The sequence below is a fragment of the Paenibacillus sp. R-74696 genome (assembly GCF_055814915.1).
Window position 1 is genome coordinate 52,529 of the sequence record NZ_JBPULM010000042.1, and the last position, 24,916, is coordinate 77,444.

Sequence of the window (24,916 nt, forward strand, 5' to 3'; positions counted from 1 at the left end):
AATAATGTGTCTGTATTTTTGTGCAAATAGATGAACGAAATGGATGCGGTTTGCACCCTTCCACTCTGAGGCAAGCTTTCTTTTTTTGAAACCGCTTGCATTGCCTGAGTAAAATATTATTACGTTTTTTACTTAAAGTCAACTTAAAATTTTACTTGTTTTTTAACTTGTTTTTATTGGTTATTTACCTCATTTTCATATTTATCGCGCCCAAAACAAACAAATATAAAGATATTTTCGAAAAATAGGCTATACTGAACAGAGTACAAGCCTATACATTTCATAAATGGGAAGGATGCTGCACAATGGCGAAGCTCACGACTTATTTTTTCTCAGAGGATGCTAAAGCACAGGCTGATTTTTATATTCAGGCGCTTGGAGGGGAAATAATCTCCATGATGAAATTCGGGGATTTACCGGATACGCAAGAGGATGTAAGGGACAGAATTCTTCATTTGGAGATGAAGGCCGCCGGTGTTAGCTTCATGCTATGCGATGCCGTGAACCAGACGCTGACCCATGGAAGTGCCATTAATTTAAGCTTGGAATTCGAAGGCGAAGCGGAAGCACATGACGCATTCAATAAGCTGTCAGAGGGCGGAACGGTGAAAAAAGAGCTGAGTCCGGAATTTTGGGGCTCGCTGTTCGGACAGCTGGAAGATAAATTCGGCATCCAGTGGATGATTACGACTGCTGCGAAGACAAGCGCGGTTTAGCTCCTTAGCTCTACTTTAAGCACAAATTTAATGATAAAAAAAGCAAGCCCCTCTCACTTAATGAGAAAGGGGCTTGCTTTAATGTTATTTTTTCGGATAAATTATTTCTTCTTATATCCTTCATCCACCAAATCAAGACGTCCTGTTTCTGGATCGATAACGAAGCCATGCACAGGAATATGGGCAGGCATCAGCGGGTGGTTGCGAATAATGCCGATGCTGTCCATAACGCCTTCCTCCACCTTGTCGAATCCCTTCAAGAAACGGTCCATCTTAATGCCAGAGCTCTCCAGCGTCTCGATAACGACTTCTGAAATGCCGTTTTCCTTGAATTTATTGACCATGCCCTGCGTATCCAAATTGTTCATGCCACAGCCGTGATGCCCGATAACGAGCACTTCCTCTACACCCAGCTCATAGACAGCGACTAGTATACTTCGCATCGCACTGCCGAACGGCTGAGTTAAAATCGCACCTGCGTTTTTAATGATTTTGGCATCGCCATTGCGCAAATTCAGCGCTTGCGGCAGCAGCTCAACAAGACGAGTATCCATACACGTCAAAATCGCTACCTTTTTCGCCGGAAACTTGTCCGTCAAAAACTGTTCATAACGCTTTTCCTCAACAAATTTTTCATTATATGACAATAAATCATTTACAATACTCATTCTTCATCTCCCTCTCTGCTATTGCCAGATATACCTCGTATATTATTTATAAGGCCTATTCATATAAAAAAGGAAGAGCCGCAGCTCTCCCTTCATTATCCTTCCTGTACAGCTCATGCCATCTACGTAAGCTTAGCTCACACAGGATCAGAAAAGCTAAACTTACTTTAGCATAAGTCGCATTGTCTGGGCAATAGCAAGAATTAGGTTACAGCTCTACTATCGCTTTAATGACTTTCGATTCCGGCTTCAGCCACTCATCAAACACGCCAATCAAACCTTCAAAGGACGAACGATGCGTAATTAACCGATCTACGTTAACACTGCCGCTGGCTACCGCTTCAATCACGATGTCAAAATCCTCACGGGTTGCATTACGGCTGCCCATCAGCGTCAGCTCACGTTTATGAAATTCTGGATCATGAAAGGCAATGTCCGCTTTCACGAGTCCAACATAGACCAGCTTGCCGCCATGCGCTGTCAAGCCGAAGGCATCCGTCATAGAGCGGGCGTTGCCCGTTGCGTCAAAAACGACGGTTGGAAAGTCTCCCTCTGTCAGCTCGGCGATCCGTTCTTTCGGCTGCTGCAAAGCATGAACCGTTTCATCAACATCAGCCCAATCCTTGCAAAAAGCAAGCCGCTCCTCATTAATATCCATCGCAATGACCCTTGCTCCCCGATGCTTGGCAAACGCCATAACGCCAAGCCCTATCGGCCCTGCTCCGATGACGAGCACGGTCTCGCCCGCTTCAAGCTCCGCACGGCGCACGGCATGGGCGCCGATGCTAAGCGGCTCCAGCATGGCCGCCATATCCAGCGTCAAGCCATCCGTCTTGATTAGATGGGTGGCAGGAACCGCAATCAACTCGCGCATGCCGCCATCCTTATGAACGCCCAGCACCTGCATGGCGGTGCAGCAATTTGTTTTGCCGCGCCTGCATGCGATGCAAGTACCACAGTGCATATAAGGAATGACACTAACTTGATCGCCTGGCTCAAGCCCAGTCACCTTTTCGCCAACTGCTTCTACAATTGCCGCCAGCTCATGGCCGAGAACGCGCGGATATTGGAAAAAAGGCTGGTTTCCTTTATACGCATGCATATCTGTCCCGCAAATGCCGATGCGGCGGATGCGAATAATGGCATCCCCTGGGCCAGCCGCTAGTGCCCCTTCACCGCCGCCGCCAAAAGCAGGCTGCTCCTGCTCCGTCAGCTTAAGACTGTCTGGCTGCTCGCACACAATGGCTTTCATCATGTCGCGCTCCTTTGCCCAGCGCCGCCGCTGATGTGCTCATTATATTCCGGCAAGCCGCTGATCCAGCTTACATCTGCAACGGGTGCCAGCAATTGAAGCACTTCCTTAAGCAGCCGCTCGTCCATAGGCTCCTCTATCCATGCCGCATTGCGGCGGATATTTTCCGGATTCGCTGTGCTAACCAGCGTCGTCGGAATTTGCTCATTCGCTACGGCAAACTGCATCGCCAGCTTCGCAATATCTGTCCCTTGCGCCGCACAATGCTCGGCAGCACGCAGACAGGCGGCCTTCAGCTCAGCGTTTGCAGGATGCCAGTCCGGCGTTCCTCTTGTGCCAAGCAGGCCCATCGACAATGGTGATGCGCTCACCAAACCGACATTGTGCTGCTCAATAAGCGGCAGCAGGCCCAGCAGCGACGTATCATTTAAGGAATAATGGCAATAGGATAAAATAACATCGACTTCCGTATGAGGCAGCCATTTTTCGAATAGCTGCAGAGGCAAGCCGGAAATGCCATAGTGACGGATTTTACCCTGCTCCTTGAGCTTTTGCAGCGCTGGAATTCCCTGTGCTGCATGCTCAGGCGAAACAAACTCAATATCGTGAAGGAACATAAAATCAACGTAATCCGTGTTAAGCCGCTGCAAGCTTTCTTCAAGGGAACTCATAATTCGGCTCTCGGAAAAATCAAAGCTGTCCACGCCATATCGGCCCGCTTTAGTAGAGAGCAGAAACTGGTCTCGCGGCAGCTCCTTAATCGCCTTGCCGAGCACCGTCTCCGCCTTCGTCATTCCGTAATAAGGCGAGACGTCGATATAGTTGATTCCTGCATCCAAGGCGCTATGAACGGTGCGAATCGCTTCTTCCTCATTCGTTTCCCTGAATACAGAACCGAGGGAAGACGCGCCGAAGCTGAGCACCGATACATCCAGTCCGGTTTTTCCTAGTTGTCGATATTTCATCCTTTTCCCTCCGATTACAAAATAACGCCGTCTTTGAAAATGGCAATTTCCTTAAAGCCATTGCGTTCATTATTCGTCTTCGCTTCGCCAGAAGCGAGCGCCAGCAATTGATCCCACAGCTCATCGGTCAGCTCGTTCATCGTCTTGCCTTCGAGCAGCTGTCCCGCGTTGAAATCGATCCAATTTTTTTTGCGACCTGCCAGCTCGCTGTTCGTCGCGATCTTCACCGTTGGCACCGGGCCGCCGAATGGCGTTCCCCGACCTGTCGTGAACAGCACGATATGTGCGCCGCCAGCGGACAATGCCGTTACCGATACGAGATCATTACCCGGCGCTTCCAGCAAGTTCAGGCCAGTATGCGTAATCCGCTCGCCATAAGGAACAACGTCCTTCACCAAAGCGTGACCGCCCTTTTGCGTGCAGCCGAGCGACTTTTCCTCCAAAGTACTGATGCCGCCAGCCTTATTGCCTGGCGAAGGATTTTCATAAATTTCCTGATCATGACGGATAAAATATTGCTTAAAATCATTAATCAAATGCACGATTTTCCCAAAAACCTGCTCATTGTCTGCGCGATTCATCAATATCGTTTCGGCGCCGAACATTTCCGGCACCTCGGTCAGAATCGCTGTGCCGCCCGCTTCAATTAGGCGATCCGAAACCGTTCCGACAAGCGGATTGGCGGTAATGCCGGACAAGCCGTCCGAGCCGCCGCATTTCAGCCCCAGCTTGAGCTTCGCAACCGGTACCGGCTCCCGCTTGAAGCGCTCTGCGAATTCGACGAGAGCGTCGATTTCCTCAAGCGCAGCCTCCAGCTCGTCTTCAACCTCCTGCGACTTAATAAACTTGACGCGCTCCGGATTGTAGTCGCCAATCGCCTGCTTAAACAGGTCGATCTGATTATTTTCACAGCCGAGACCCATTACGAGCACGCCTGCCGCATTCGGATGGTTCACAAGCGAAGCGAGCAGCTTCTGCGTGTGCTGAAGATCGTCGCCAAGCTGCGAGCAGCCAAACGGATGGGCGAAATGATAAACGCCATCGACGCGTCCCGCATACATCGCATCAGCCCGCCGCGCTACGATTTCACAGGTTTTGTTAATGCAGCCGACCGTATTAATAATCCAAATTTCATTGCGAATGCCGACCTCGCCGCCATCCCGCACATACCCTTGAAACGTCTGGTTGGCACGATTCGCCGAGCTCGCAGCTGGCGCTGCCGATTCCTTGCGGCCCTTGGCCGGATCATACGAATATTCCAGAAAGCCTTTCAGCCCGGTTCCAATATTATGCGTATGCACCCAGCTGCCTGCCGGAATATCCAACTTGGCGATGCCGATGGAATAGCCAAACTTGAGCACATGCGCGTCCTGTGGAATTGGCATCGAAGCAATTTTATGCCCTTTGGGCACATCCTCGAGCAGCTCCAGCTCCCTGCCGTTTTCAAGCGCCAGCTTATCCCCTTGGGAAAGCGGCGTAAGCGCAATAACGACCTGATCCTTCTCATTAAGCCGAACCCAGTTATTCATGCTGACCACGCTCCAGTTCCTCTAATTGCGAAGCTACCGCTTCCACCAAGCCTGGTACTGCCTGCAAGTCGCGTCCCCATAGCTCGCTTAAGGCCAGCAGCCGCTCTGCTTGCGCTTGTGCCGAGCCCGCTGCTGCTGCGCCTTGACCCGTTCCTTCCGAAGCCCACGCCGCTGCAAGCTCCGCTAATGCTACAGCATCGTCGCGTACGGTATACACATTGCCGAGCAAATCCGTACCTGTATATGCGCCTGCGCCATCACTCTCTACCTTATAGTAGCGCAGCAATCCGGCAAAAGCGCGCACCAGCCGTGCTGGCACTGGCTGGCCGCGATCCGCGTAATCCAGCAGCGATGGCAGCAGTCTAACCTTGAACTTGCTGATGCTGTTCATCGCAATATCTGCAAGCCGGTGGCGAATGAACGGATTGAGAAAGCGCTCATAGACCGCAGCGGCATAATCTTTCAGCTCGCCCTCGGGCAGTGGCAGTGCCGGAATAATCTCCTTCTCTACGGCTTCACGAACGTAGGGGCCAAACTCCGCATGCTCCATTACCTCGCGTACCTGCTCCAGCCCATGGACGAGCGCAAGCGGCGTCATCAGCGTATGGGCGCCATTCAGTATCCGCACCTTCCGCAGCTGAAATGGCTTCAAATCCTCCACAAAATGCACATTCAGCCCTGCGCTGCGCAGTGGCAGCTGCTTATCCAGCTCCGGCTCCGCCTCAATCGCCCAAAAATGGTACGGCTCCGCTGTCGTCAGCATCGGGTCCTCATAGCCCCACTCCGCAAACCATTGCTGCGCCTGCTGCTCATCAGGGTAGCCCGTCACGATTCGGTCTACAAGCGAGTTCAGGAAGCGGTTATCCTGCTTTACCCATTCATTGAACGCCTGCGGGAAGCCCCAATCCTCGCTATAGCGCAGCACACAAGCTTTCAGCTCGTCGCCATTGCGTTCCAGCAGCTCGCAAGGCAGGCAGATCAACCCGCTGTCCGCAGCGCCTTCGAAAGCGAGAAAACGGCGATACAGCAAATAAGCAAGCTTGCCCGGGTAAGACTGAATCGGCTGGCCTTCCAGCAGCGGCTCCGGCCTGTAGGCAAGTCCCGCCTCTGTCGTGTTGGAGACGACGAAACGCAAATCCTTGCTTTCCGCAAGCTTCACTAGCGACTCCCATTCCGAATAGGGATCAAATGCCTTTGCAAAAACGGTGACAACTTCCTTGCGCTCAACAGCCTCACCATTTTCCAATCCGCGAATGACCAGCGTATAAAGGCCGTCCTGCTTGGCCAAAGCGTCAATTTTCGGCTTGCCGCCTGGACGCGGCTGCGTCACCGCGACTCCGCCGCCGAACAGCCCCTGCTTATGGCATTCCTGAAGCATCCAATCCGCAAAGCCGCGCAAAAAGTTGCCTTCGCCGATTTGCAGCACCGTTATTTTGCCTGCTTGAACCGCCTCATAGCGTTCATGGTCTTCCTGTCCCAAAAGCGTCTTATTTAACTGGCTCATAGTTTATAAAACTCCTTTGCATTTAGTCCGAACAGCTTGCTTCGCTCCGCATCTCCCCATGAGGCTGGCAGCGCCTGCTCCAGCACATCCACAACCTCATCATAGCCCGCCGCCAGCAGACACACCGGCCAATCACTGCCAAACATGACTCGGTCCGGTCCGAAAGCCTCCAGCACATGGCGAATATACGCGATAAAATGCTCTGGCCGCCAGCTGTCGTGGCTCGCCTCTGTAACCATTCCTGACAGCTTGCAATACAGCTTCGGATAACGCGCCAGCTCCGTCAGCTGGCTGCGCCAAGGGTCAAGCTCGCCCGCAGCGATCCGCGGCTTCGCCAAATGATCAATAACACCGCGCAAATTCGGCACCTGCTTCATAACCTGAACGAGCGAATCAAGCTGATGCGAGGTGAGGAGCAGGTCAATAGGCGTATCCCGCTGCTCATACTCCTTCAGCGCCTCAACGAACGTCTGCTGTAAAATCACACCCGCATCCTGCAGCTCTTGAATCATCACGCGGAACCCCACGAACCGCTGATGACGTTCAAATCGTGCAAAGTGGCTTAAATGCTCGGGATCGAACAAATCGAGAAAGCCGACAACCCCAGCAATCGACTCCGTGCGGTCGCTTAAGGCGAGTAAATAATCGGTCTCTGCCAGCGTTGGAGCGGCTTGGACCGCAATTGTATGGCTAATGCCATGCCGATTCAGGCTCGGCTGCAAGTGCTCCGGCCCATAATCGCGGTAAAGCACGGGAACCTCTGCTGTAATCCAGCCGTAATCGCCCCGCTCAATTGCCCAATAATGCTGATGCGCATCAATCCTCATCGTTGCTGCCCCCTATAAAACGATATTTTCACACAAGGTGAAACGGCTTTCGCCGTCCTTTGGCGGCGCAGCGCGTTTCAGTCCAAGAAATATAGAGAAAGGATGGCGAAATCATATCCTTTCCTATATTTTAAAATGAACGTGTAATTGTTAACGTTTTCAAAGCAGCAGCCGCTCTAATGCCGAAACCTGCGCCCACTGCTGTTTATCCCTTTGCTCTTATTATAAATGCCAATAATGATATTAAAAATAACGTATTCCTGCATATTTGTACTGTATTTTGATTTTTGCTATGCTGGACTATAGAAACATAACGCGCTTGGCCTAGACTGGCGCAAGGAGGAGTCGTTTCGCTTATGAAGCCGTTTCGCAAGCCGTTCGAGGTTGGCAGCTCATTCCCTTTCGATTTCGTCTACCGTGACCGCAAGCATTGGCAGACGGAGCTGCCTGATCATCTGCATGACTGGTATGAGCTCGTCTACATTTATGAGGGCAAGGGCACTTTTTTTATCGACCAAACCTTTTACGATATGAAGCCTGGCGATTTATTCATTATCCCGGGCAATACGATACATCGCTCGTTTCCCGACAAGGAGGAGCCGGTGACGTCGACGGCGATTTTCTTCAGCACCTTATTCGTCCAAACCGCGTCGTTCGGGGACAGCTTCTCTTATTTGCGCTGCTTCGACCATGCCAAAAAGCATAAACGCTACAAATTTGAGCCGACTATGCAGGAGCAGCTTAAGCTGGAGCGGCTCATTGATGAGCTAGAGCTTGAGCTCCGTGATCAGCAGCCCGGCTATCGGCAGGCGATATTGCTGCAGCTGGAGCATATATTGCTGCTGATGAACCGCCGGATTATTGCGAGCAGCCGCGAATATGCCAAGGCGGATAGCCCGTTGATCGGCCCGCTATGGATGCGGAACATCCTTCACTATATCGATGAGCATCCCGAGAGCCCGCTCGGCTTGTCCGTATTGGCGCAAATGGCGGCGGTCACGCCGGCCCATTTCTCCCGCGTGTTTAAGCAGCTCACCGGCATGAATGTCACCGACTATGTGACGGCAAAGCGCATTATTCGCGCCAAGGAGCTGCTGCTGGCAAGCGACGAGAACGTTCGTCTCATTGCCGAAGCCTGCGGCTTTGAGAGCCTGCCCCATTTTCACCGCATGTTTAAAAAAGTCACCGGACAAACGCCGGCCGCTTATAAAAAAGCGACGCCAGCCGATCAAGCGTAAACCCCATTATAAGAGGGAAGCCGCAAGTAAGCGGTTTCCCTCTTTTTTTACCAAATTTATAATTGACAGGGGTGAAAGGTGAATGCTATATTACATTTCGTACTCTAATACTTAGTAAACAGGTAGGAATTATATATTATTCTTACTCGTCATAGCAGAAGGGATGTTGGCAATGGAGAACAATTTAGTATCCGCTTTTCAGAACAACTGGCTTACGCTGCTCATATCGGCAGTCATTCTCGCCGTGCTTTATTATTTGGCGAAGAAACGCGTAGGCTTCGGCACGAGGGTGCTGCTGGCGCTTGGCCTTGGACTTGTCGCCGGCATTATTTTCAATAAATTCGAGCTGCAATTTGAAGGGGTTGGCACCATCGGCTCCATCTATATTAGCTTGATTCGCATGATCGTTATTCCGCTCGTCTTTGTGCTCGTCGTGAACAGTATTATTTCCATCACCAATATCGCTTTCCTGAAAAAAATCGGCATCAAGACCGTGTCGTGGTTTCTCGCTACTACGGGTGTCGCCGCTATTATCGGCCTGCTCGTCGCTGTAGCCCTGAATCCGGCCGGTACTTTTGAAGCCACTTCGCCTGAAGGCTTTGAGGCTAGAGAGGTGCCGAGCTTCTTCCAGGTTATTTTGGACCAGGTGCCTTCCAATCCGATTAATGAAGCCGCAACCGGCAAGGTGCTTCCGGTGCTAATCTTCGCCATCTTCATCGCTATTGCGATCGTCAAGGTTGGCGCGAAGAAGCCCGATGCCGTTCAGCCCGTTAAAGCGCTGTTCGCCTCGCTCACCGAGGTGCTGCATCAGGTCGTCAAATTCGTGCTTCGCTTCACGCCATACGGTGTTTATGCGCTAATAGCTGTGATGGCTGCCAGATATGGCCTTGAAACGCTGAAGCCGCTCGGCATGCTCATTATCGTCACCTACATTGCGTTGATTTTGCATTTCGTGCTCGTATTTGGCGGACTGATTTCCTTCGTCGCCAAGCTGAATCCGCTGCGTTTTTTCAAAAAGGCTTATCCGACGATTGCAGTTGCCTTCACGACGCGCAGCAGCTATGCGACCTTGCCAATCAATCTGGAGGTCATTACGAAGCGCCTCGGCGTATCGCCTAAAGTTGCCAGCTTCGTCGCTCCGCTCGGAGCCACGATGAATTTTAACGGCTGTGGCGGCGTATGGCCGGCAGTGGTCGCCGTATTCGTTTCGCATATTTATAGCATTCCGCTCGGCGTTACCGAATACATCCTGATCGTGCTCGTCAGCGTCATTTCGTCGATCGGCGTTGCTGGCGTGCCAGGCCCTGCTTCCATCTCGACAACGGTCGTGCTCACTGCCGTTGGCCTGCCGCTGGAAGGACTTGCGCTTGTTGTCGCTGTCGAATCGCTTATTGATATGGGCCGCACAGCCGTCAATGCAACGGGAACGACGGTCACTTCCGTGCTCGTCGCCCAAGCCGAAGGCGAGCTGGATCGCGATGTGTTTAACAGCAACGATAATGATGAGCTTGAACTAAGCCCCGCTTAATGCGCCTATGAAAAATAGCCCCGCATGATCATGAAGCTTGCCTTCATAATCATGCGGGGCTATTGGCATTTACTCCAGCGATCGAAACTATCCGTTCAATGGTTTAAGCTATAAAATAACGGCAGAGGCATTCCCGATATTAGACGGAAACAGCTCTGCCGTTATTCAAGCATCAGCTTAGCTGTTCTGCGCCAAGCCCGATTTTTTTGAGCAGCTGGATCAGCAGCTCTTTCTCCGAATCATCAATGAAGGACATGCTGCGTGAAATCATCTCCGCATGCTTGGGAAAAATTTCATTAAACAGCTGTGTGCCCGATTCGGTAAGCGCGGCATTGGAAGCCCTTCGATCGGTCGGGCTGGGATGCCGCTTGACGTACCCTTTTTTCTCCAGCTTGTCTACGACATAAGTGATGCTTCCGGTTGGAATGGAGAAGGTTTCGCTGATTTTCGTAATCGGCTGTGGCCCCTTGCTGTATAATAGCTCAAGAATAATGAATTGCTCCGGCTCAACGCCGTGGCTTGCGATGTCTTTTTTGACATTTCCAAATACAGCCATAGTAGCTTTGCTCCAAACTCGGAACAGCCGCAAGTCCAGCTCGGTGCGCTCATCGGCTTGATACATATATACCCAACCTCCTTTCCCGTCTAAAATAAACCCGTTATCGCGGTTTGTTGTACAGCGGATAATCTACCTCGGCCGGAACATCAATAATGCTGAAACGCAGCAACGCCTGACCTTGATTACTGATACGAATTTCTCCGCCATCCTCTGACTGTACCACTATAAAATCTTTATTTGCAAATGAAATCTCCTGCTCGCCTGCAAGCATGCCGTCCCCTCTGATCGCCAAAATGCCCGCAATGCGGCTTCGTCCCAGCGAATAGCTGTACGTATGCGATGCTCCAGCTTCCAGTTCCACCTCGACCATTGCAGCATCGGCTACGAGCTCAATTGGCGATTGCCCGCCCAAAATCGTTTTAACCGATACCCCGTTCTCGGATGTACGAGGAAATTGCTCATGCGTATATTTCGCATATATCGGCTCTCGTTTCACCGCCTTGCTTAGATGCGGCTCCAGCCAAATTTGGAACAGCTCTGCCGGGCCGTCCGAGCCTTCTGCATGCCACATCCCGGAGCCGGTCTGCATCACCTGAACGCCGCCTTCACTCACCACGCTTTGTGTGCCAAGCGAGTCCCGATGGGAGCTCTTGCCTTCCAGCACATACGTTAAAATTTCAAAGCCCTTATGAGGATGCTCGCCAATTTCGCCCGCTTCCTCAATATGGGCCCATGCCCAATAAAACAAAGGGCCAAGCCGGTTAAAAATAGAGCCCTCGCCAGAAAAGCCGATTGGCTTCTGCTCTTTTATTTTGCCACCGTCAAATTCGCCTTTGCCCTGCTCGTCTGGACTTACAACCCGAATTTTCATTTGAATGCATCTCCTTTATAAGAATGAAAATGTAATAGCGTTAACGAATCAGTTACGCCCATTACATTATTAGCCCGCCAATGCGCTCCAGTTGAGCAGCAATACGACCAAACCAAGCACTAGCAATACGAGCGGCATGCCGATTTTCGAGCCCGGGTCTTTGACCTTAAGGTGTGTCGCGACAGCCCCTGCCATAATAACCACGATGATCAGGCCACCCCAAGCAGCCAGACTGCTGTACCAAATACCCGCCACAACAAGAGCCGCCGCTGCAATTTCAGCCAAGCCTGTGAACAGTCGAACACCCGAAGGCAAGCCGTAACGCTTAAACTCATCGACCATTTGCTTCGAGCCCAGCTTCATAAAACCAAACATTAGAAAACCCATTCCCAACAACACTTGAATGACAATAGATACGATACTCATTTTAATTCCCCCACTAGTCGTTTTTTATTCTTAAATTATTTAATCTAATATTAGAATATAATTACTCTAACATTAGAGTAATCGACTGTCAAGGGGCTTTGAAAAAGAAAGTGGCTGGCGCATATTAGGCTGTTTAAGCAAAGATAAGCCAGCCAGATTAGATGCAGATTAGATGCAGATCAGATCCTGAGCAGGTCCAAATCAGGTCTTGAGCAGGTCTTGAGCAGATTTGGATCAGATTTAGATTTGATCTGAATAAAAGGCAGCGTCAAATATACCCCCTCTTCTATCGGCAATGATCCCCCTCATGAATGTGAACCAACGTACCGAAGTATAGCTTCATCCTTTCCGTTTCAGGGATTTGCTTACCGTACAAAAATAGATTTACTGGACACAGCAGCCGCTATTTCATCAGAATCTGGGATTATGGCACTGGCTGCGGACTCAGGAGACGCTATTTCCATAGAATCATAGATTTTGACATAGGCCGCGGACTCAGGAGACGCTAATGCGCTGAAAATGGCCTCTTTGACTGGAGAATGAGGGCAATAACGGATCTCCTGTCCGCTTACGGCCTGAAATCAGATCAAAAGCCAAAATAACGGAACCTCAGTCCTCCAAAAAAGGAGGGACGTTCCGAACTTCGAGGTCTCGGCAACAATCCCATGCTGCGGTTCCTTAAGCCTTGAATTGTCAGAGGTGATTGGCCTCAAATATGCGTTAAGCAAGTTACAGCAGGCGAGTCCTTTTTTTTGCATACTCTAGAACGATTTCCTTCCATAAATTTGATATATTAATGCTTAATCCAGCTATTTAAATGAGGAATAGGCGAGGTGAACCAAGATGAAAATGAAAATGAAGCTGTATCATTATTACGATGAATCTACTGGCCCATTTCGCAATCTATCCGCTCTAGAACCTCAGGAGGCTGAAAAGGTTCTTCAACAAATTCGATCTCAGCAAAGGGGATTTGCAAGTAAACGTTCCAAGGATTACATGGATATTAGGCGTCAACTTGAATGGAGGGCAAGAGAATTATTCGTAGTTAAGGGAGGCAGGCCTTTGCAAAATTTTCCTCACTACATGACTCTTGGAGAGTGCCCCTGGCTTCTGGATTGGTATCCACAAGGCAAAGTGATTCTCTTTTCCATGTCTGACTTTGAACCTGATATCCTTAGCTTTACATATGGCGATTTATTTCCTGCAATGAGATACAATGACGGAAAGCCCTATCGTGGTCAAGTCTATACGCTCAGTGAGATTGCCGATATCCTAACCAAATACGATCTGCCCCAAGCATGGAATGCCCAAGGAGACAAAGGTCCGGAAAGATATATAGAAGTGCAATTATGGGATGATTCCCTGATAAAACAGTTATATTCTTAAAATGAAACAGCGGCTGCCGCCAAAAAGCTCACTTGGCTGCAACCGCGCTATGTGATCACATTATGCTTAAGTTCATTCTAGCTATTACACTTGTGCCCGATATGGTGGCATTGTGTCCAGCATGGTGGCATTGCGCTCGCTGTGGAACCCTATGCCCTATTATATGCCAGCCAAATTTCCTCTTCTTCTTTCGTCATGCTGCCGATCATTTTGCTCATATCTACCTTTTGCACAAAAAGATCCTTCAGCACATTAAATTGTGCGAAGCTGCCGGCGAATTGCTGCAGCGAGGCCGATTTCGCCACCGCCTCCAACTGGCCGAGCTGCTCACAGCCATTCAGCTCGAGCTCCTTCAAACTTTTACACGCGGCTACAGCCGACACGTCCGTAACGGACGTATCCTTCAGCTTCAAGCTTTCCAGCTTGGAGAGCTGCGCTGCGAAAGTGAGATCATCCAGCTCCAGCTGCTTCAACTGGAGCGACTTCAGCTTTTTCAGCTTGCTGAGCAGACCGATATGCTGCTTGGCCATGCCATCAGCAAAGCCTTGTATCGAAAGCTCCTGCAGCTGCTCCAGTTCACAGATCGCACGGAGCTGCTCCCCATTGATGTTTGAGACGGCGAGACTGCGCAGGCTTTTGGACTGGGATAGGGGTGAAAAATCGACAATCGGCACATTTTCAGCCTCCAGCTTTTTAAGCTTTGGCAGCTTAGCCAGTGGGGAAATATCCACGACACCAGTTCCCGTCAAATACAGCTCCTGCAAATAAGCAAGCTCCGACAGCGCGCTCACATCCATAATTGGATTGCCGCCAATGTACAGCACCTTAAGCTGCGTACAGCCGCTGAGCGGCGCAGCATCGCTAATTTCATTGGCGCTTAACACCAGCTCCCTCACCTCGCCGCAATACGCGAAGGGCTCCGCATCCGTCAGCCCCTCCTTTATAAAATAAAGCTGCTTCGCCGTCAAAAAGGCAGCGACCGAGCCCGACTTTTCCCTAATACGCGCCAGCCAGCTGGCATCCAGCAAGCGCTCCAGCTGCTCTGCCAAATTGGCTCCCACTGCTCCAGCCCCTTCAGGTCCACTCAAACCAGCTTCTAGAGCTGAACGCCCCAGTGGCAGCGGCAAAGCTCGCACGGCGTCATGGAAATGTCCGCCCTCTTCCCGCCCATAGTTCCAGAATACCCACTCCTCATCCCGATTGATGTTGAACTGCCCTTCCTTGATCGTATCCCGAATAAATTTCAGCAGCTCGCCGAGCGTTAGAGCAATCACATATTTCGTCTCCTCATCCCGGCCAAAATTAATGATCTGGCCCGTCACGCCGCTCGGCGCAGGCGCCATATCTACACCGAGATGATTGCCTCCGCCATCCTCGCTGATCGGCAGCCAGCCGCGATTGATGTATCGCTCCTCTATCCAGCCAAGCGGAACGGAATAATGACCGCTTTCCTCACCAAAGTCCGCCTCCAAATCCGCCCACACCTGCCACTGCGACGCAAGCTCCTCCAAGGACAGAAACCTAAGCCCCATGAACAGGCCCGGCCCCTCACTCTCCTCGCCGTTATGCAGCAAATACAAGCTCCGCAGCTCGTCAGGGAAAGAATGGCCCAGCCGCGACTCCACTTGGGCAATTTCCGCTTCCGTTGCAGGAGCGTTCAAGGATGCCACCAGTTCCGGCAGTTCCTCCTTGAGCAGCTCCTTGATTTCCTCCATATATGTGATGACGCTCATCGCTTCTCCATCCTTCCGCTTGTCCATTTCAGCGCTCTATAGCTCTATAACTTTATAGCTCTACTATGCGCCTCTTTCCTTTTTCTCAGCTCCTACAACTCCTACAGCTCCAATTGCGCTAAAAACAGCTGCTGGGCTTTGGCCGCACCATTCATCATCGAATAAATAATGACCCGATAAGCCTGATCGCTGACGCGGCAAATATCGTTTAATACGAGCGATTGGCTGGCTGGAATAGGCAGCAGCTCGCCTGTCAGCTGATTCGTGTAGCCGCGTTCTCCGCTATGCGTAAAAATCGCGCGCAGCTCCTTATTTTGCACAATCGCCCACCCGTTGCCCTCTTCAAAAGTAAAGCGGATAATATCCGTCCCGTCTGCAAGACGAACAGGCTCCCACATGCTGTAAAACGGGCTTTGAAGTTCAAACAGCGCATGCTTCTCCCGCCGCCCATCCGGCGCAACAACACCGAGATTCAGCACATTTCCCATCGTAAAAATAACCCTCATATCCCGTTCGCTTCCCAGCTCCAGCACCTGCAGCATGTCCGCCTCGAACCCACTCAAACGGCGTTCTTCAATCACATTCCCTTGCTCATCTAGCGTACGGTGCAGCAGTTCCTCCTCTTGATGCAGGACAGCGAGCAGCCCAAGCCTGCCCTCCGAATCAAGGGAGATTTTATTGTTTTTGGGCATCGGCAGCTTAATGACCTTGCTTGACTGGATGCTGCCGTCCGCAAATTCCAGCCGCAGCAGGCGATCCGGCTTCTTATCGCTGAACCAATCCTCATCGTGAAACCAGGCCAACGTCCCGGCCGCAGCGGCATATTTCCCCGGAAAAGGACGGCTACCCTTCGGAGCAGCATGCTCGCTCCGCCCGTATAGCGGCAGCGCTATATCAAGCTCCTTGCCATGTGTCGTTCCAAGTGAAACCCAAACCCCGCCATCCGGGCTATGGAACAGCTCAGGCAAAACGCCCTCCTGCTCATGCTGCGTATCGAGAATAGTGCCGCTTCCATCCACATGGATATAGACGACATCATAAAGTCCGTTTTGATCGTCATGATAGGCATATGCCGCAATCACCGTGCCGCCCTTTGGAGCGGCAATGGCTCCTTTTGGAGAGATGCCGCCCGGATGCTTCAATAGGGTCACTTGACCAACCGAATTGGTTAACGTTTCGACATTCCAAGCTTTACTCCAGCTTTTCAATTCTTCCATCTGACTATCAGCCCCTTATTTCTATCGTACTTTGATTCAGGTAAAACATTACATAGGGAAATATACCCTTTTATTCGCAAACTCTATCTATCGTGCCATACGATTTTGGTAAGCTTTCCTCGCAGCGGGGTAATGGTTCAATACGACATGGTTTATGACGACTAACCTAATTCCAGAATGGAGTGTTCATGCTTATGTCCAATCACCTTAACGAACAGCTGTCACACGCGCTAGAGCAGCTGCTGAACGAGCATCATCTTGCTCCCGCTGCCGAAAAATTGCTCCCGCAAGCCCGCAGCACAGTGAAGCTGTCTGCAATAGAGCCTGATTTATATGAAAAGATTGGCAACTCCCGCGTCGGCGGCTATCCGGATCTTCCGCAGGCGATGGAATGGCCAACGGATGCGTCCGGCAAGCTGATGACCCCGCTCGTCCAATTGAATTTGGCGGACATAGCGCCTGCAAGCAGGCAGGGCTGGCTGCCGGAAACCGGGATGCTGTATTTCTTTTGCGGCATGGACGAAGGTGCTGCGAACATCGAGCATCGCATTATTTTTGTTGAGTACCCTGAGCAGCTTGCTTTCCGCCATCCCGGGACAGCAACGATTCTTGAGGATATATATAAAACGTCGTTTCAACCTTACAAAGCGGCAGCTGTTTCAGCGGTTGAGCTGCCGAACATGCCTTATGTGGATTATGAGGTCATTGATTTTGAGGAAGGCTCGACAGACCGCTATTTTGAGCTTGCCGCCGAGATGCAGGGGGATCGCAAAACCAATTGGGGAACGATGTTCGGCTATCCGGCCGGGCAGCATCATGACGCCGAGTTGGAAGCGGCGCTATTCATTTTGGCGGATAAGACGGCCGAGTATGACAGCGAGAAGGCGATGAAGCATTTGGCGGACATGCTTGGCAAAAGCCGAGAGCGTGCCGAAGCGGAAATCGAGGATATGATTATGCTGCTGGAAATTGACAGCAATGAACGGGTCAGCTTTCAGTGGCAAAATGCTGGCGTCATTCATTTTTTCATTCGAAAAGAGGACTTGCTTGCTCGCAATTTCAGCCGTACCTACTGCTCGATTTACTCTAGCTAGTCCTCTCAAAGGAACAGATGGATTATATAAAAAGCGCGAAGCTTCACCCCGCAGATTTTCTGCTGACGGCGAGGCTTCGCGCTTTAGGTTGGGAATCGACAAGGTGGATCTCAAGATGCTGCGGATCGCCAGCTAGGCTCGGTTCTAGGCTTGCAGCTCAGTAACAGCTTGCTGCGCTGCTCGGCCTTGCAAAGCTTCAAAATAAGCTTCTGCCAACGCCTTAATGCCGCGCTCGATCTGCTCCGGGATGCAAAAGCTGAAGCATAGCCGCAAATGATGCGAGCCCTGCCCATCGGCGAAAAAAGCATTGCCTGCCACAAAGCTGACCCCCTTCGCCAGTGCAGCTGGCGCAAACTGCCTCACATCTACCTGCTCATCAAACGTCACCCAGACGAAAAATCCGCCAGCTGGCACCTGCACCACAACATGCTCCGCAAACTCCCTTTTGAGCGCTCGAATCATCGTATCTCGCTGCGTCCTATACCGCTCGGTCAGCTTTTCAACCTGCTCATCGAACCCATAATGCTGCAGCAATTCGCCGACTACCTCTTGGGTAAAAGGATTGAGCTGGCTTCCCAGCGACAGCGTCGCCATATGCGAAATGACCTCCGGTGCGGCAATTGCCCAGCCAAGGCGCAGCCCAGGACCCAGCGTCTTCGAGAACGTACTGACGTAGATGACCTGCTCCGGCGCAAACGAATAGATCGCAGGAAGCGTATCACCGCTAATATTCAGCTCGGCATAAGCATCATCCTCAAGGATGAGGAAATTGTAGGCCACCGCCAGCTCCGCTAGCCTTTGCCTGCGCTCAAGCGACAGGCTGACGCCCGTCGGATTATGATAGTTCGGCATGCAATACAGCAGCTTCGGTATCGGCTCATTGCGCTCAGCCGCCTGCTTCAAAGCCGCCTCCAGCAGCTCGACCTGAAGCCCCTGCTCATCAACGGGGATTGACCTGATGACGGCACCCGCTGCACGGAAAGCCTGCAGGCCATTAAAGAAGGTTGGCGCTTCTACCCAAGCCTCATCTCCCGGGTTAAGCAAAATTCGCGCAGTCAGATCAATGCCTTGAATGGCGCCAAAGGTCGGAATAAAGTTTTCCGCCCCGGCATGAATGCCGAACTTGCGGGAACGTGCCAGCACCCAATCCCTGACACGGGCTGGTCCCTTCGCTCCCGAATAATGGAGCGCATCCGCCCTGTCCCATTTCAGCGCTTTCTCCGCCGCTGCTTGCAGCTCCTCAACCGGCAGCAAATCCGTTGCTGGAAAACCATAGGACAAATGAACATGCTGCGGATCCGTCACCTTCGTTCCACCAATCGATCGTGCGGGCAAGTTGCGGGCAAAACGATACGCTGCTGCTTGATCTCCCATATGAAAAAGCCTCCTCAAATATCCGATTATTCCGATTATTTTATATGAATTTAACTTATCACTCCATATATGCAGCGGTCAACAGCACGGATAATAGAGATTTTCTATTTCATCATTGAAATTACAAGCATTCGAGAATAATTGGGTCTATCGCTGGCCAGAAAAAAAGCATTCAGGCGTGCTGCTTGCGCAGCAGTACCTGAATGCTTCTAGAAAGCTGCCTGACTTACAAGCTCGCCGTCAAGATGCTCTTGACTGCTTCCTTGTCCAGGCTCTTGAAGGAGCCGATTGGGCCGAATACGGTCGCTTCCGCCGCCATCCGGTCGATGTTCTCGCCGTTAATGCCCAGCTCGCCGAGTGTTGCAGGCGCGCCAATGCGCGTAAAGTAGGCGCGTGTCGCTTCAATACCCGCAAGCGCCACTTCCTCATCGGATTTGCCGCTCGGGTCGATGCCCCATACCCGTACTGCGTATTGCACGAAGCGGTCGATACGCTCTTGATACACATGCTTCATCCAGTTCGGGAAGATGATCGCAAGCCCTGCGCCATGGGCGATATCATAAATCGCACTTACCTCATGCTCAATGCCATGCGACGCCCAGTCCGTCACAACGCCAATCGGCAGCGTGCCGTTGAGCGCAAAGGTGCCGGCAAGCAGCAAGTTCGCTCTGGCGTCATAGTCAGAGCCATTTTCGATTGCTTTTTCACCGTTTTCAATAACGGTTTGCAAAATCGATTCAGCGAAGCGCTCCTGCAGCGGCGTATCGGTCGTCAGGGAGAAATATTGCTCGAACACATGAGACATAATGTCGACGATGCCGTTCGCTGTCTGATCCTTCGGTACGGAATACGTCAGCTTCGGATCAAGAATCGAAAACTTCGGATAGACAAGCTTGCTGCCAAGACCGCGTTTTTGCTGTGTTTCCCAGTTGGAAATAACCGCGTTGCCGTTCATTTCCGAGCCAGTAGCAGCAAGCGTCAGCACGGTGCCGATAGGCAAGGCCTCTTGGATGACCGCTTTACGGATCGTGAAATCCCATACGTCGCCTTCATAGAGCGCCCCAGCTGCAATCGCCTTGGAAGCATCCAGCACGCTGCCGCCGCCAACGGCGAGCACAAATTCGATTTTTTCACTGCGGCAAATGTCGATGCCTTTATTAATCGTCGTCAGACGTGGATTCGGCTCCACGCCAGACAGTTCATGAACGGTTGCGCCAATGCTATTTAATTGGGAAATCACTTCGTCATAAAGCCCCGAACGCTTGATGCTTCCGCCACCGTATACGAGCAGAACTTGCGTCCCGTATGGCTTGACCAGCTCTCCAAGCTGCTGTACCTTCCCTGCTCCGAATACGAGCTTGGTAGGGTTGTACAATTCAAAATCTTTCATAGTAAGTGAAACCTCCCGTTAATTAAAATAAGTGAACGGTTGTATTATAACACTTTCACTGAGTTTTCTAAAGTTATAGACGTTTCGTACTTAACTCGCCTGTATTCAGCGCGGGCTGCTCCGCTTTATGAACCATACAAACGCATAAGCAGAATGCCTGCAAAGGCAGTAGATATCCCGATCGTCTCCAATTTGGAGAAGCGCTCCTTGACGACAAAGCGTGTATACAGCAGCACAATCAGTACATTAAGCGCCGTTACCGCCGACACCAGTCCCGCCTTCCCCACATCAAAAGCCGTCACAATAAACATCATGCCAACCGCATTGGTAATGCCGACTGCCATCCCGACGGAAAACGTGCGGCGGAAGCTCCAGCTCCTTTTGATCACCAAGCCTGCTGAATTGCCTGCTTTAGCTTCAGCAGCTGCGATTGGCTTAGCGTTTTGACTCGTATTCCCGTTTCTAGCGCCACCCGTGAAACCAGCATTTGCAGGAGTAACCGCCATTGCAGCGGACCCAGCGGCTATTTCTTGCGCAGCTTGGCCTGCTGCCAGGGCAGCAAAACGCATCGAGCGCATATCGCGCAGCCACCAAAGCCCAAAGCAGATCGATCCGCTGCTGAACATGCAGACAAGCGTCGGAAACAACGGCGCATCCATCAGCGTCGACCATTTTCCCGACAGATCGTTTCCGGCAAACAGCAGCATGGCCAGCAGCCCCCATTGCGCTCCTTGCAAATTGCCACGGGTAATATCATTGGAATAACGCACCAGCAATATACCCGCGATAATGATAATAAAGGAGCTTAGCTGCGCCATATTCAGCGTCTCGCCCCATACCGCGAAGGCGACAACGACAACAATCGCCGAAGGCAGTGCGGTCAAAATCGCAACAATAGAAGCTTTGCCCACGGCAAAGCCCTTGAACATGCTCGCATTTGCCCCGAAAGAGAGCAGCCCCATCTGCACCCCAATGAGCGATGAAACGGTGAAAGCCGACCCTGTTGCCAGCGTACAAACAAGTGTAATCAGCGCTCCCGAGAAAAATACTCCACACAGCAGCGCATTGCGATTAAGCGCCTGCTGGCTCGTCCAATGATACAAAATCCCCCGCAGCCCAAAACTCGTAGCCGCCAGCAAGGATAATACAAGCCACATGAATGCCATTCCTCCATCTCTGTCTGCCCACACATACTTTCCCTATCATGACAGCTGAAGGTTAGATTGTAAATGCACGAAAATAAGCGGTTTATCTCTATTCAACCTTAGGTCTTCCGACCTGCACATTGTGGACAATCCTCCCTGTTTACATGTGGATAAGTATTGGAGGCAGCGGAAAATACTTAACTTGAACACTGTTGATAATGTGTATAACTCTGTGGATATGTTGAAAAACAGAGCCTGCACCTCCACTAGCTGGCAGATAAAAATGTGCATATTTTCACGCTTTTTCATCCATGTGACATAGACAAACATGGAATGAACATGGCCGTCACATGATGGGCTGGCTGCCGCATATAATAGCGTAAAGAGGTTAACGGCAGAGGAGATGCAAAAGGATGGCAAACAAAGGGCGCAAGGTCGCCATTGTAGGTGTCGGTCAGGTCGGTTCTAGCTGCGCGTATGCCTTAATTAACCAGTCGATTTGCGATGAGCTGCTGCTCATTGACCGCACGTTCGACCGGGCCTACGCACAGGCGCTCGATTTATCGCACAGCATGGATTTTGTCCATGGTCGGACGAAGGTCGCTGCTGGAACGCTGGAGCAGTGCGGAGATGTGGATGTGATTCTTTTATGTGCAGGGGCATATCCAGTGGGCAGCGATGATCGGCTGGATGTGCTGCATACGGTGCGCGAGATTTATGAAACGATGATTCCGCGCATTATGAACAGCGGGTTCTGCGGAATTTTTGTAGCGGCCGCCAATCCTGTGGATATTGTGACGTATGTCGTGTGGGAGCTGTCCGGCATGCCGCGCTGCCAAGTGATTGGCACCGGAACGTCCATCGATTCCTCGCGGCTCAAGACGCTGCTCTGCGAGCATTTCCCCGTTGATGCCCGCAGCGTGCAGGGCTATGTGCTTGGGGAGCATGGCGAGTCACAGTTTCCCGCTTGGTCGCATGTGACGGTTGGCGGCAAGCCGCTGCTGCATATTTTGGCTCAGCATCCCGAGCGCTTTGGACATGTGAAGCTCGGAGCGCTCGCTGAGCAGACCCGCAATGCCGGCTGGGAAATCTATACGCGCAAAGGCTCGACCAGCTTTGGCATTGGCAATGCACTGGCGCATATTACCCGCTCCATTCTAAACGACGAGCATCGCATTATTGCCGTATCGGCGATATTAAACGGCGAATATGGCCAGCGGCAAGTATGCGCCGGCGTACCCGCCATTATCGCCCGCAGCGGGGTTAAGGAAATCGTCGAGCTCAAGCTGACGACGCGGGAGCAGCGGCTGATGGAGCGCTCATGCTCGATTATACGCCAGGCGATTGAGAGCCTGTCTCTCGTAACCGAGAAAGAATAGCCGACTAAAAACGGATTGATTTTTCTGAAAGGATTCGATATGATAGCTGTTAATTAACATCAAGGAACGGGAGAGTAACCTAAATAGGCGCCATTTCAAGCGAGCCGGAACAGTGAAAGCCGGCAATGGACGGTTAGGTGAAGCGCACCCGGGAGATGGCGGCCTGAAACGAGTAATCGCGCTAGGGACGTCCGGTTCAGCACCGTTACAACGGCGAGATGCCCTTCCTTTATTTTGTGCGGAGGCGGCAACAAGAGTGGTACCGCGGGGATAACAGGCCTCGTCTCTTATTTTTAGAGACGGGGTCTTTTTTGCGTGCTGCTCTGCTCTTGCCTGAACATTTATTTTGGAGAGGAAGATGATGATGCTGTTAATGGACAAAATTGCGCTGGCTCTGGCTAATGCACTCGCTCTGCCCGAAGCAGAAATTCGGCCCTTGCTGGAATATCCGCCCGATGAGGAGCTTGGCGATGCTGCTTTCCCCTGCTTTACTTTGGCCCGTACGATGAAACAAAGCCCTGCTAACATCGCTGCTTTGCTTGAGCCCCTGCTGATAGACGCGAGCTGGAGCGTTCAGGCTTCCGGCCCCTATTTGAATTTCAAATGGAATCGGGAGCTGACCGCAGTGCAGCTTATCGCAGATTGGCAAAGTGGAAGCCTTATGCAGGCAGCCATTGGGAATGGAGCGCGCGTCATTATCGACATGTCTTCGCCCAATATTGCGAAGCCGTTCGGCATCGGGCATTTGCGCTCGACGATGATCGGCAATGCGCTCTATCATATTTTACACAAGGTTGGCTATGAGACGGTCAGCGTCAATCATCTGGGCGATTGGGGCACGCAGTTCGGCAAGATGATTACCGCCTATCTCAAATGGGGCGACGAGCAGCAGCTTGCAGCCGATCCCATTAAAGGGTATTTGGAGCTGTATGTGCGTTTCCATGAGGAAGCTGAGCAGCACCCCGAGCTGGAGGATGAGGCGCGCGGCTGGTTCGCCAAGCTGGAAGCTGGCGATGCTGAAGCCATTCGCTGCTGGAGCCAGTTTATTGCTGACAGCCTGAAGGAGTTCAACAAGCTGTATGACCGACTCGGCGTGAGCTTTGACCATTTTCTCGGCGAAAGCTTCTATAACGATAAAATGGATGCCGTCGTGCAGCAGCTTCAGGAGCAACAGCTGCTGGAGGAAAGTGAAGGCGCACAGGTCGTCCGTCTGGATGAGCATGAGCTGCCGCCTTGCCTCATTCGCAAATCCGACGGCACCTCCATCTATGCGACACGTGACCTAGCGACCGCGATATATCGCCATGAAGAGATGAGGGGCAGCGAGCTGCTGTACGTCGTCGGCTCGGAGCAATCGCTGCATTTTCGCCAGCTGTTTCTCGTGCTTGAAAAAATGGGCTTTGCGTGGGCAGCAGCCTGCAAGCATATTCCCTTCGGACTCATGAAGCTGGACGGGCAAAAAATGTCCACTCGCCGCGGCAAGGTCGTGTTTCTAGAAGAAGTGCTGGATGAAGCGGTGCAGCGGGCTTTGCAGAAAATAGAGGAAAAGAACCCTGCACTTGCAGGAAAGTTTGAGGTGGCCGAGGCGGTTGGCATTGGCGCCGTCGTATTCGGGGATCTCAAAAACACGAGAATGCTTGCGGTCGATTTAGTTCTGGAGGATGTACTGAATTTTGAAGGGGAGACGGGCCCATACGTGCAATATGCTTACGCCAGAACGCAGCGGATATTGGCAAAAGCAGCCGGCAGCGACGTGGCTGCTGCCCCTCAGCCTGCCGATTATGAGCATGTTACAGGCGATTATGCCTGGCTGCTGATGAAGATGCTTTTGCGCTACACAGCCGCCCTGGGTGACGCTGCCAAGCGGCATGAGCCGTCCATTCTCGCCAGATATTTGATCCAGCTCGCGCAGGCGTTCAATCGTTTTTACCATCATGACAAGGTACTTGCCGGGGACGCTGGCGAGCGGATCGTTAAGCTTAAGCTGGTGCAGGTTGCTGCCGCTGTGCTTAAGGAAGGCTTAGAGCTGCTCGGCTTGAAAACGCCGAAGGAAATTTAGACGTAAAGCACAAAAAACAGGCATCCACCAGCCAGAAGCGGGGGTGCCTGTTTTTT

At 51.6% G+C, this 24,916-nt stretch carries 21 protein-coding genes and 1 other annotated feature; of the genes, 7 read left to right on the plus strand and 14 right to left on the minus strand.

Features of this window, described 5'->3' with window-relative positions; translation table 11 throughout:
* Window positions 1-305: 305 nt before the first annotated feature.
* The gene (locus tag ACSR9A_RS19925) at window positions 306-716 is read left to right on the plus strand and encodes a VOC family protein (RefSeq protein ID WP_473759099.1); all 411 of its coding nucleotides are present in this window, start codon (window positions 306-308) and stop codon (window positions 714-716) included.
* Window positions 717-817: 101 nt separating this feature from the next.
* On the opposite strand, the gene ACSR9A_RS19930 is transcribed toward ACSR9A_RS19925, so the two are convergent.
* The 6 genes from ACSR9A_RS19930 to ACSR9A_RS19955 form a co-directional block, all read right to left on the minus strand.
* On the minus strand, window positions 818-1,384 hold the full coding sequence (locus tag ACSR9A_RS19930; RefSeq protein ID WP_473759100.1) for a beta-class carbonic anhydrase: 567 nt from the start codon (window positions 1,382-1,384) through the stop codon (window positions 818-820).
* A gap of 208 nt (window positions 1,385-1,592) precedes the next feature.
* Complete coding sequence (locus ACSR9A_RS19935; protein WP_473759190.1) at window positions 1,593-2,636, minus strand: zinc-binding alcohol dehydrogenase family protein; 1,044 nt, start codon at window positions 2,634-2,636, stop codon at window positions 1,593-1,595.
* Window positions 2,636-3,601: an aldo/keto reductase gene (locus tag ACSR9A_RS19940; RefSeq protein WP_473759101.1), complete on the minus strand. Its 966-nt coding sequence runs from the start codon at window positions 3,599-3,601 to the stop codon at window positions 2,636-2,638. Before ACSR9A_RS19940 ends, ACSR9A_RS19935 begins: the two co-directional genes overlap by 1 nt.
* 14 nt (window positions 3,602-3,615) lie before the next feature.
* A complete protein-coding gene (locus ACSR9A_RS19945) occupies window positions 3,616-5,130 on the minus strand; it encodes a UxaA family hydrolase (protein WP_473759103.1) in 1,515 nt (504 codons plus the stop codon).
* Window positions 5,123-6,634 (minus strand): tagaturonate reductase, encoded by a 1,512-nt coding sequence (locus ACSR9A_RS19950; protein WP_473759104.1) that lies wholly within the window; start codon window positions 6,632-6,634, stop codon window positions 5,123-5,125. The genes ACSR9A_RS19945 and ACSR9A_RS19950 overlap by 8 nt, the downstream gene beginning before the upstream one ends.
* Window positions 6,631-7,461, minus strand: coding sequence for an amidohydrolase family protein (locus tag ACSR9A_RS19955; protein ID WP_473759106.1), 831 nt, complete (start codon window positions 7,459-7,461; stop codon window positions 6,631-6,633). Before ACSR9A_RS19955 ends, ACSR9A_RS19950 begins: the two co-directional genes overlap by 4 nt.
* A 356-nt stretch (window positions 7,462-7,817) precedes the next feature.
* Between ACSR9A_RS19955 and ACSR9A_RS19960 the strand changes: the two genes are divergently transcribed.
* Window positions 7,818-8,699, plus strand: a complete 882-nt coding sequence (locus tag ACSR9A_RS19960) for a helix-turn-helix domain-containing protein (protein ID WP_473759108.1) — start codon at window positions 7,818-7,820, stop codon at window positions 8,697-8,699.
* A 172-nt stretch (window positions 8,700-8,871) separates the two neighbouring features.
* Complete coding sequence (locus ACSR9A_RS19965) at window positions 8,872-10,227, plus strand: dicarboxylate/amino acid:cation symporter (protein ID WP_473759110.1); 1,356 nt, start codon at window positions 8,872-8,874, stop codon at window positions 10,225-10,227.
* 172 nt (window positions 10,228-10,399) lie between these two features.
* On the opposite strand, the gene ACSR9A_RS19970 is transcribed toward ACSR9A_RS19965, so the two are convergent.
* The 3 genes from ACSR9A_RS19970 to ACSR9A_RS19980 form a co-directional block, all read right to left on the minus strand.
* The gene (locus tag ACSR9A_RS19970) at window positions 10,400-10,849 is read right to left on the minus strand and encodes a MarR family winged helix-turn-helix transcriptional regulator (RefSeq protein WP_473759112.1); all 450 of its coding nucleotides are present in this window, start codon (window positions 10,847-10,849) and stop codon (window positions 10,400-10,402) included.
* Between the two features lie 37 nt (window positions 10,850-10,886).
* The gene (locus ACSR9A_RS19975; RefSeq protein WP_473759114.1) at window positions 10,887-11,657 is read right to left on the minus strand and encodes a pirin family protein; all 771 of its coding nucleotides are present in this window, start codon (window positions 11,655-11,657) and stop codon (window positions 10,887-10,889) included.
* Between the two features lie 69 nt (window positions 11,658-11,726).
* Window positions 11,727-12,083: a DoxX family protein gene (locus ACSR9A_RS19980; protein ID WP_473759117.1), complete on the minus strand. Its 357-nt coding sequence runs from the start codon at window positions 12,081-12,083 to the stop codon at window positions 11,727-11,729.
* A gap of 843 nt (window positions 12,084-12,926) precedes the next feature.
* Here ACSR9A_RS19980 and ACSR9A_RS19985 point away from each other — a divergent pair.
* The gene (locus ACSR9A_RS19985; protein ID WP_473759119.1) at window positions 12,927-13,469 is read left to right on the plus strand and encodes a hypothetical protein; all 543 of its coding nucleotides are present in this window, start codon (window positions 12,927-12,929) and stop codon (window positions 13,467-13,469) included.
* A 149-nt stretch (window positions 13,470-13,618) separates the two neighbouring features.
* On the opposite strand, the gene ACSR9A_RS19990 is transcribed toward ACSR9A_RS19985, so the two are convergent.
* Window positions 13,619-15,229 (minus strand): SMI1/KNR4 family protein, encoded by a 1,611-nt coding sequence (locus tag ACSR9A_RS19990; RefSeq protein ID WP_473759121.1) that lies wholly within the window; start codon window positions 15,227-15,229, stop codon window positions 13,619-13,621.
* Window positions 15,230-15,303: 74 nt separating this feature from the next.
* Entirely contained in the window at window positions 15,304-16,419 is a 1,116-nt protein-coding gene (locus tag ACSR9A_RS19995; protein ID WP_473759122.1) for a hypothetical protein, read from the minus strand.
* Window positions 16,420-16,613: 194 nt separating this feature from the next.
* On the opposite strand from ACSR9A_RS19995, the gene ACSR9A_RS20000 reads away from it, so the two are divergent.
* Window positions 16,614-17,513 carry a YwqG family protein gene (locus ACSR9A_RS20000; RefSeq protein WP_473759123.1) on the plus strand — a complete coding sequence of 300 codons (900 nt, stop codon included), beginning with the start codon at window positions 16,614-16,616 and terminating at the stop codon, window positions 17,511-17,513.
* Window positions 17,514-17,657: 144 nt separating this feature from the next.
* Here the strand turns inward: ACSR9A_RS20000 and ACSR9A_RS20005 are convergent, their stop codons facing one another.
* From ACSR9A_RS20005 to ACSR9A_RS20015, 3 genes are all read right to left on the minus strand, one after another.
* Window positions 17,658-18,887, minus strand: a complete 1,230-nt coding sequence (locus ACSR9A_RS20005) for an aminotransferase-like domain-containing protein (RefSeq protein WP_473759124.1) — start codon at window positions 18,885-18,887, stop codon at window positions 17,658-17,660.
* Between the two features lie 226 nt (window positions 18,888-19,113).
* On the minus strand, window positions 19,114-20,277 hold the full coding sequence (locus tag ACSR9A_RS20010; protein ID WP_473759125.1) for an iron-containing alcohol dehydrogenase: 1,164 nt from the start codon (window positions 20,275-20,277) through the stop codon (window positions 19,114-19,116).
* 125 nt (window positions 20,278-20,402) lie between these two features.
* On the minus strand, window positions 20,403-21,434 hold the full coding sequence (locus ACSR9A_RS20015) for an EamA family transporter (protein WP_473759127.1): 1,032 nt from the start codon (window positions 21,432-21,434) through the stop codon (window positions 20,403-20,405).
* Window positions 21,435-21,835: 401 nt separating this feature from the next.
* Here ACSR9A_RS20015 and ACSR9A_RS20020 point away from each other — a divergent pair, with 401 nt between their 5' ends.
* Window positions 21,836-22,801, plus strand: coding sequence for an L-lactate dehydrogenase (locus ACSR9A_RS20020; protein WP_473759128.1), 966 nt, complete (start codon window positions 21,836-21,838; stop codon window positions 22,799-22,801).
* Window positions 22,802-22,854: 53 nt separating this feature from the next.
* Window positions 22,855-23,092, plus strand: a binding site (T-box leader).
* Between the two features lie 67 nt (window positions 23,093-23,159).
* Window positions 23,160-24,860 (plus strand): arginine--tRNA ligase, encoded by a 1,701-nt coding sequence (argS, locus tag ACSR9A_RS20025; protein ID WP_473759129.1) that lies wholly within the window; start codon window positions 23,160-23,162, stop codon window positions 24,858-24,860.
* The last annotated feature ends 56 nt before the right edge of the window (window positions 24,861-24,916 follow it).

What these genes read in the sequence shown, in the direction of transcription:
- ACSR9A_RS19925 (WP_473759099.1), top strand. Translation starts at nt 306, where the DNA reads ATGGCGAAGCTCACGACTTATTTTTTCTCAGAGGATGCTAAAGCACAG.
- ACSR9A_RS19930 (WP_473759100.1), bottom strand. Translation starts at nt 1,384, where the DNA reads ATGAGTATTGTAAATGATTTATTGTCATATAATGAAAAATTTGTTGAG.
- ACSR9A_RS19935 (WP_473759190.1), bottom strand. Translation starts at nt 2,636, where the DNA reads ATGAAAGCCATTGTGTGCGAGCAGCCAGACAGTCTTAAGCTGACGGAG.
- ACSR9A_RS19940 (WP_473759101.1), bottom strand. Translation starts at nt 3,601, where the DNA reads ATGAAATATCGACAACTAGGAAAAACCGGACTGGATGTATCGGTGCTC.
- ACSR9A_RS19945 (WP_473759103.1), bottom strand. Translation starts at nt 5,130, where the DNA reads ATGAATAACTGGGTTCGGCTTAATGAGAAGGATCAGGTCGTTATTGCG.
- ACSR9A_RS19950 (WP_473759104.1), bottom strand. Translation starts at nt 6,634, where the DNA reads ATGAGCCAGTTAAATAAGACGCTTTTGGGACAGGAAGACCATGAACGC.
- ACSR9A_RS19955 (WP_473759106.1), bottom strand. Translation starts at nt 7,461, where the DNA reads ATGAGGATTGATGCGCATCAGCATTATTGGGCAATTGAGCGGGGCGAT.
- ACSR9A_RS19960 (WP_473759108.1), top strand. Translation starts at nt 7,818, where the DNA reads ATGAAGCCGTTTCGCAAGCCGTTCGAGGTTGGCAGCTCATTCCCTTTC.
- ACSR9A_RS19965 (WP_473759110.1), top strand. Translation starts at nt 8,872, where the DNA reads ATGGAGAACAATTTAGTATCCGCTTTTCAGAACAACTGGCTTACGCTG.
- ACSR9A_RS19970 (WP_473759112.1), bottom strand. Translation starts at nt 10,849, where the DNA reads ATGTATCAAGCCGATGAGCGCACCGAGCTGGACTTGCGGCTGTTCCGA.
- ACSR9A_RS19975 (WP_473759114.1), bottom strand. Translation starts at nt 11,657, where the DNA reads ATGAAAATTCGGGTTGTAAGTCCAGACGAGCAGGGCAAAGGCGAATTT.
- ACSR9A_RS19980 (WP_473759117.1), bottom strand. Translation starts at nt 12,083, where the DNA reads ATGAGTATCGTATCTATTGTCATTCAAGTGTTGTTGGGAATGGGTTTT.
- ACSR9A_RS19985 (WP_473759119.1), top strand. Translation starts at nt 12,927, where the DNA reads ATGAAAATGAAAATGAAGCTGTATCATTATTACGATGAATCTACTGGC.
- ACSR9A_RS19990 (WP_473759121.1), bottom strand. Translation starts at nt 15,229, where the DNA reads ATGGACAAGCGGAAGGATGGAGAAGCGATGAGCGTCATCACATATATG.
- ACSR9A_RS19995 (WP_473759122.1), bottom strand. Translation starts at nt 16,419, where the DNA reads ATGGAAGAATTGAAAAGCTGGAGTAAAGCTTGGAATGTCGAAACGTTA.
- ACSR9A_RS20000 (WP_473759123.1), top strand. Translation starts at nt 16,614, where the DNA reads ATGTCCAATCACCTTAACGAACAGCTGTCACACGCGCTAGAGCAGCTG.
- ACSR9A_RS20005 (WP_473759124.1), bottom strand. Translation starts at nt 18,887, where the DNA reads ATGGGAGATCAAGCAGCAGCGTATCGTTTTGCCCGCAACTTGCCCGCA.
- ACSR9A_RS20010 (WP_473759125.1), bottom strand. Translation starts at nt 20,277, where the DNA reads ATGAAAGATTTTGAATTGTACAACCCTACCAAGCTCGTATTCGGAGCA.
- ACSR9A_RS20015 (WP_473759127.1), bottom strand. Translation starts at nt 21,434, where the DNA reads ATGTGGCTTGTATTATCCTTGCTGGCGGCTACGAGTTTTGGGCTGCGG.
- ACSR9A_RS20020 (WP_473759128.1), top strand. Translation starts at nt 21,836, where the DNA reads ATGGCAAACAAAGGGCGCAAGGTCGCCATTGTAGGTGTCGGTCAGGTC.
- argS (WP_473759129.1), top strand. Translation starts at nt 23,160, where the DNA reads ATGATGATGCTGTTAATGGACAAAATTGCGCTGGCTCTGGCTAATGCA.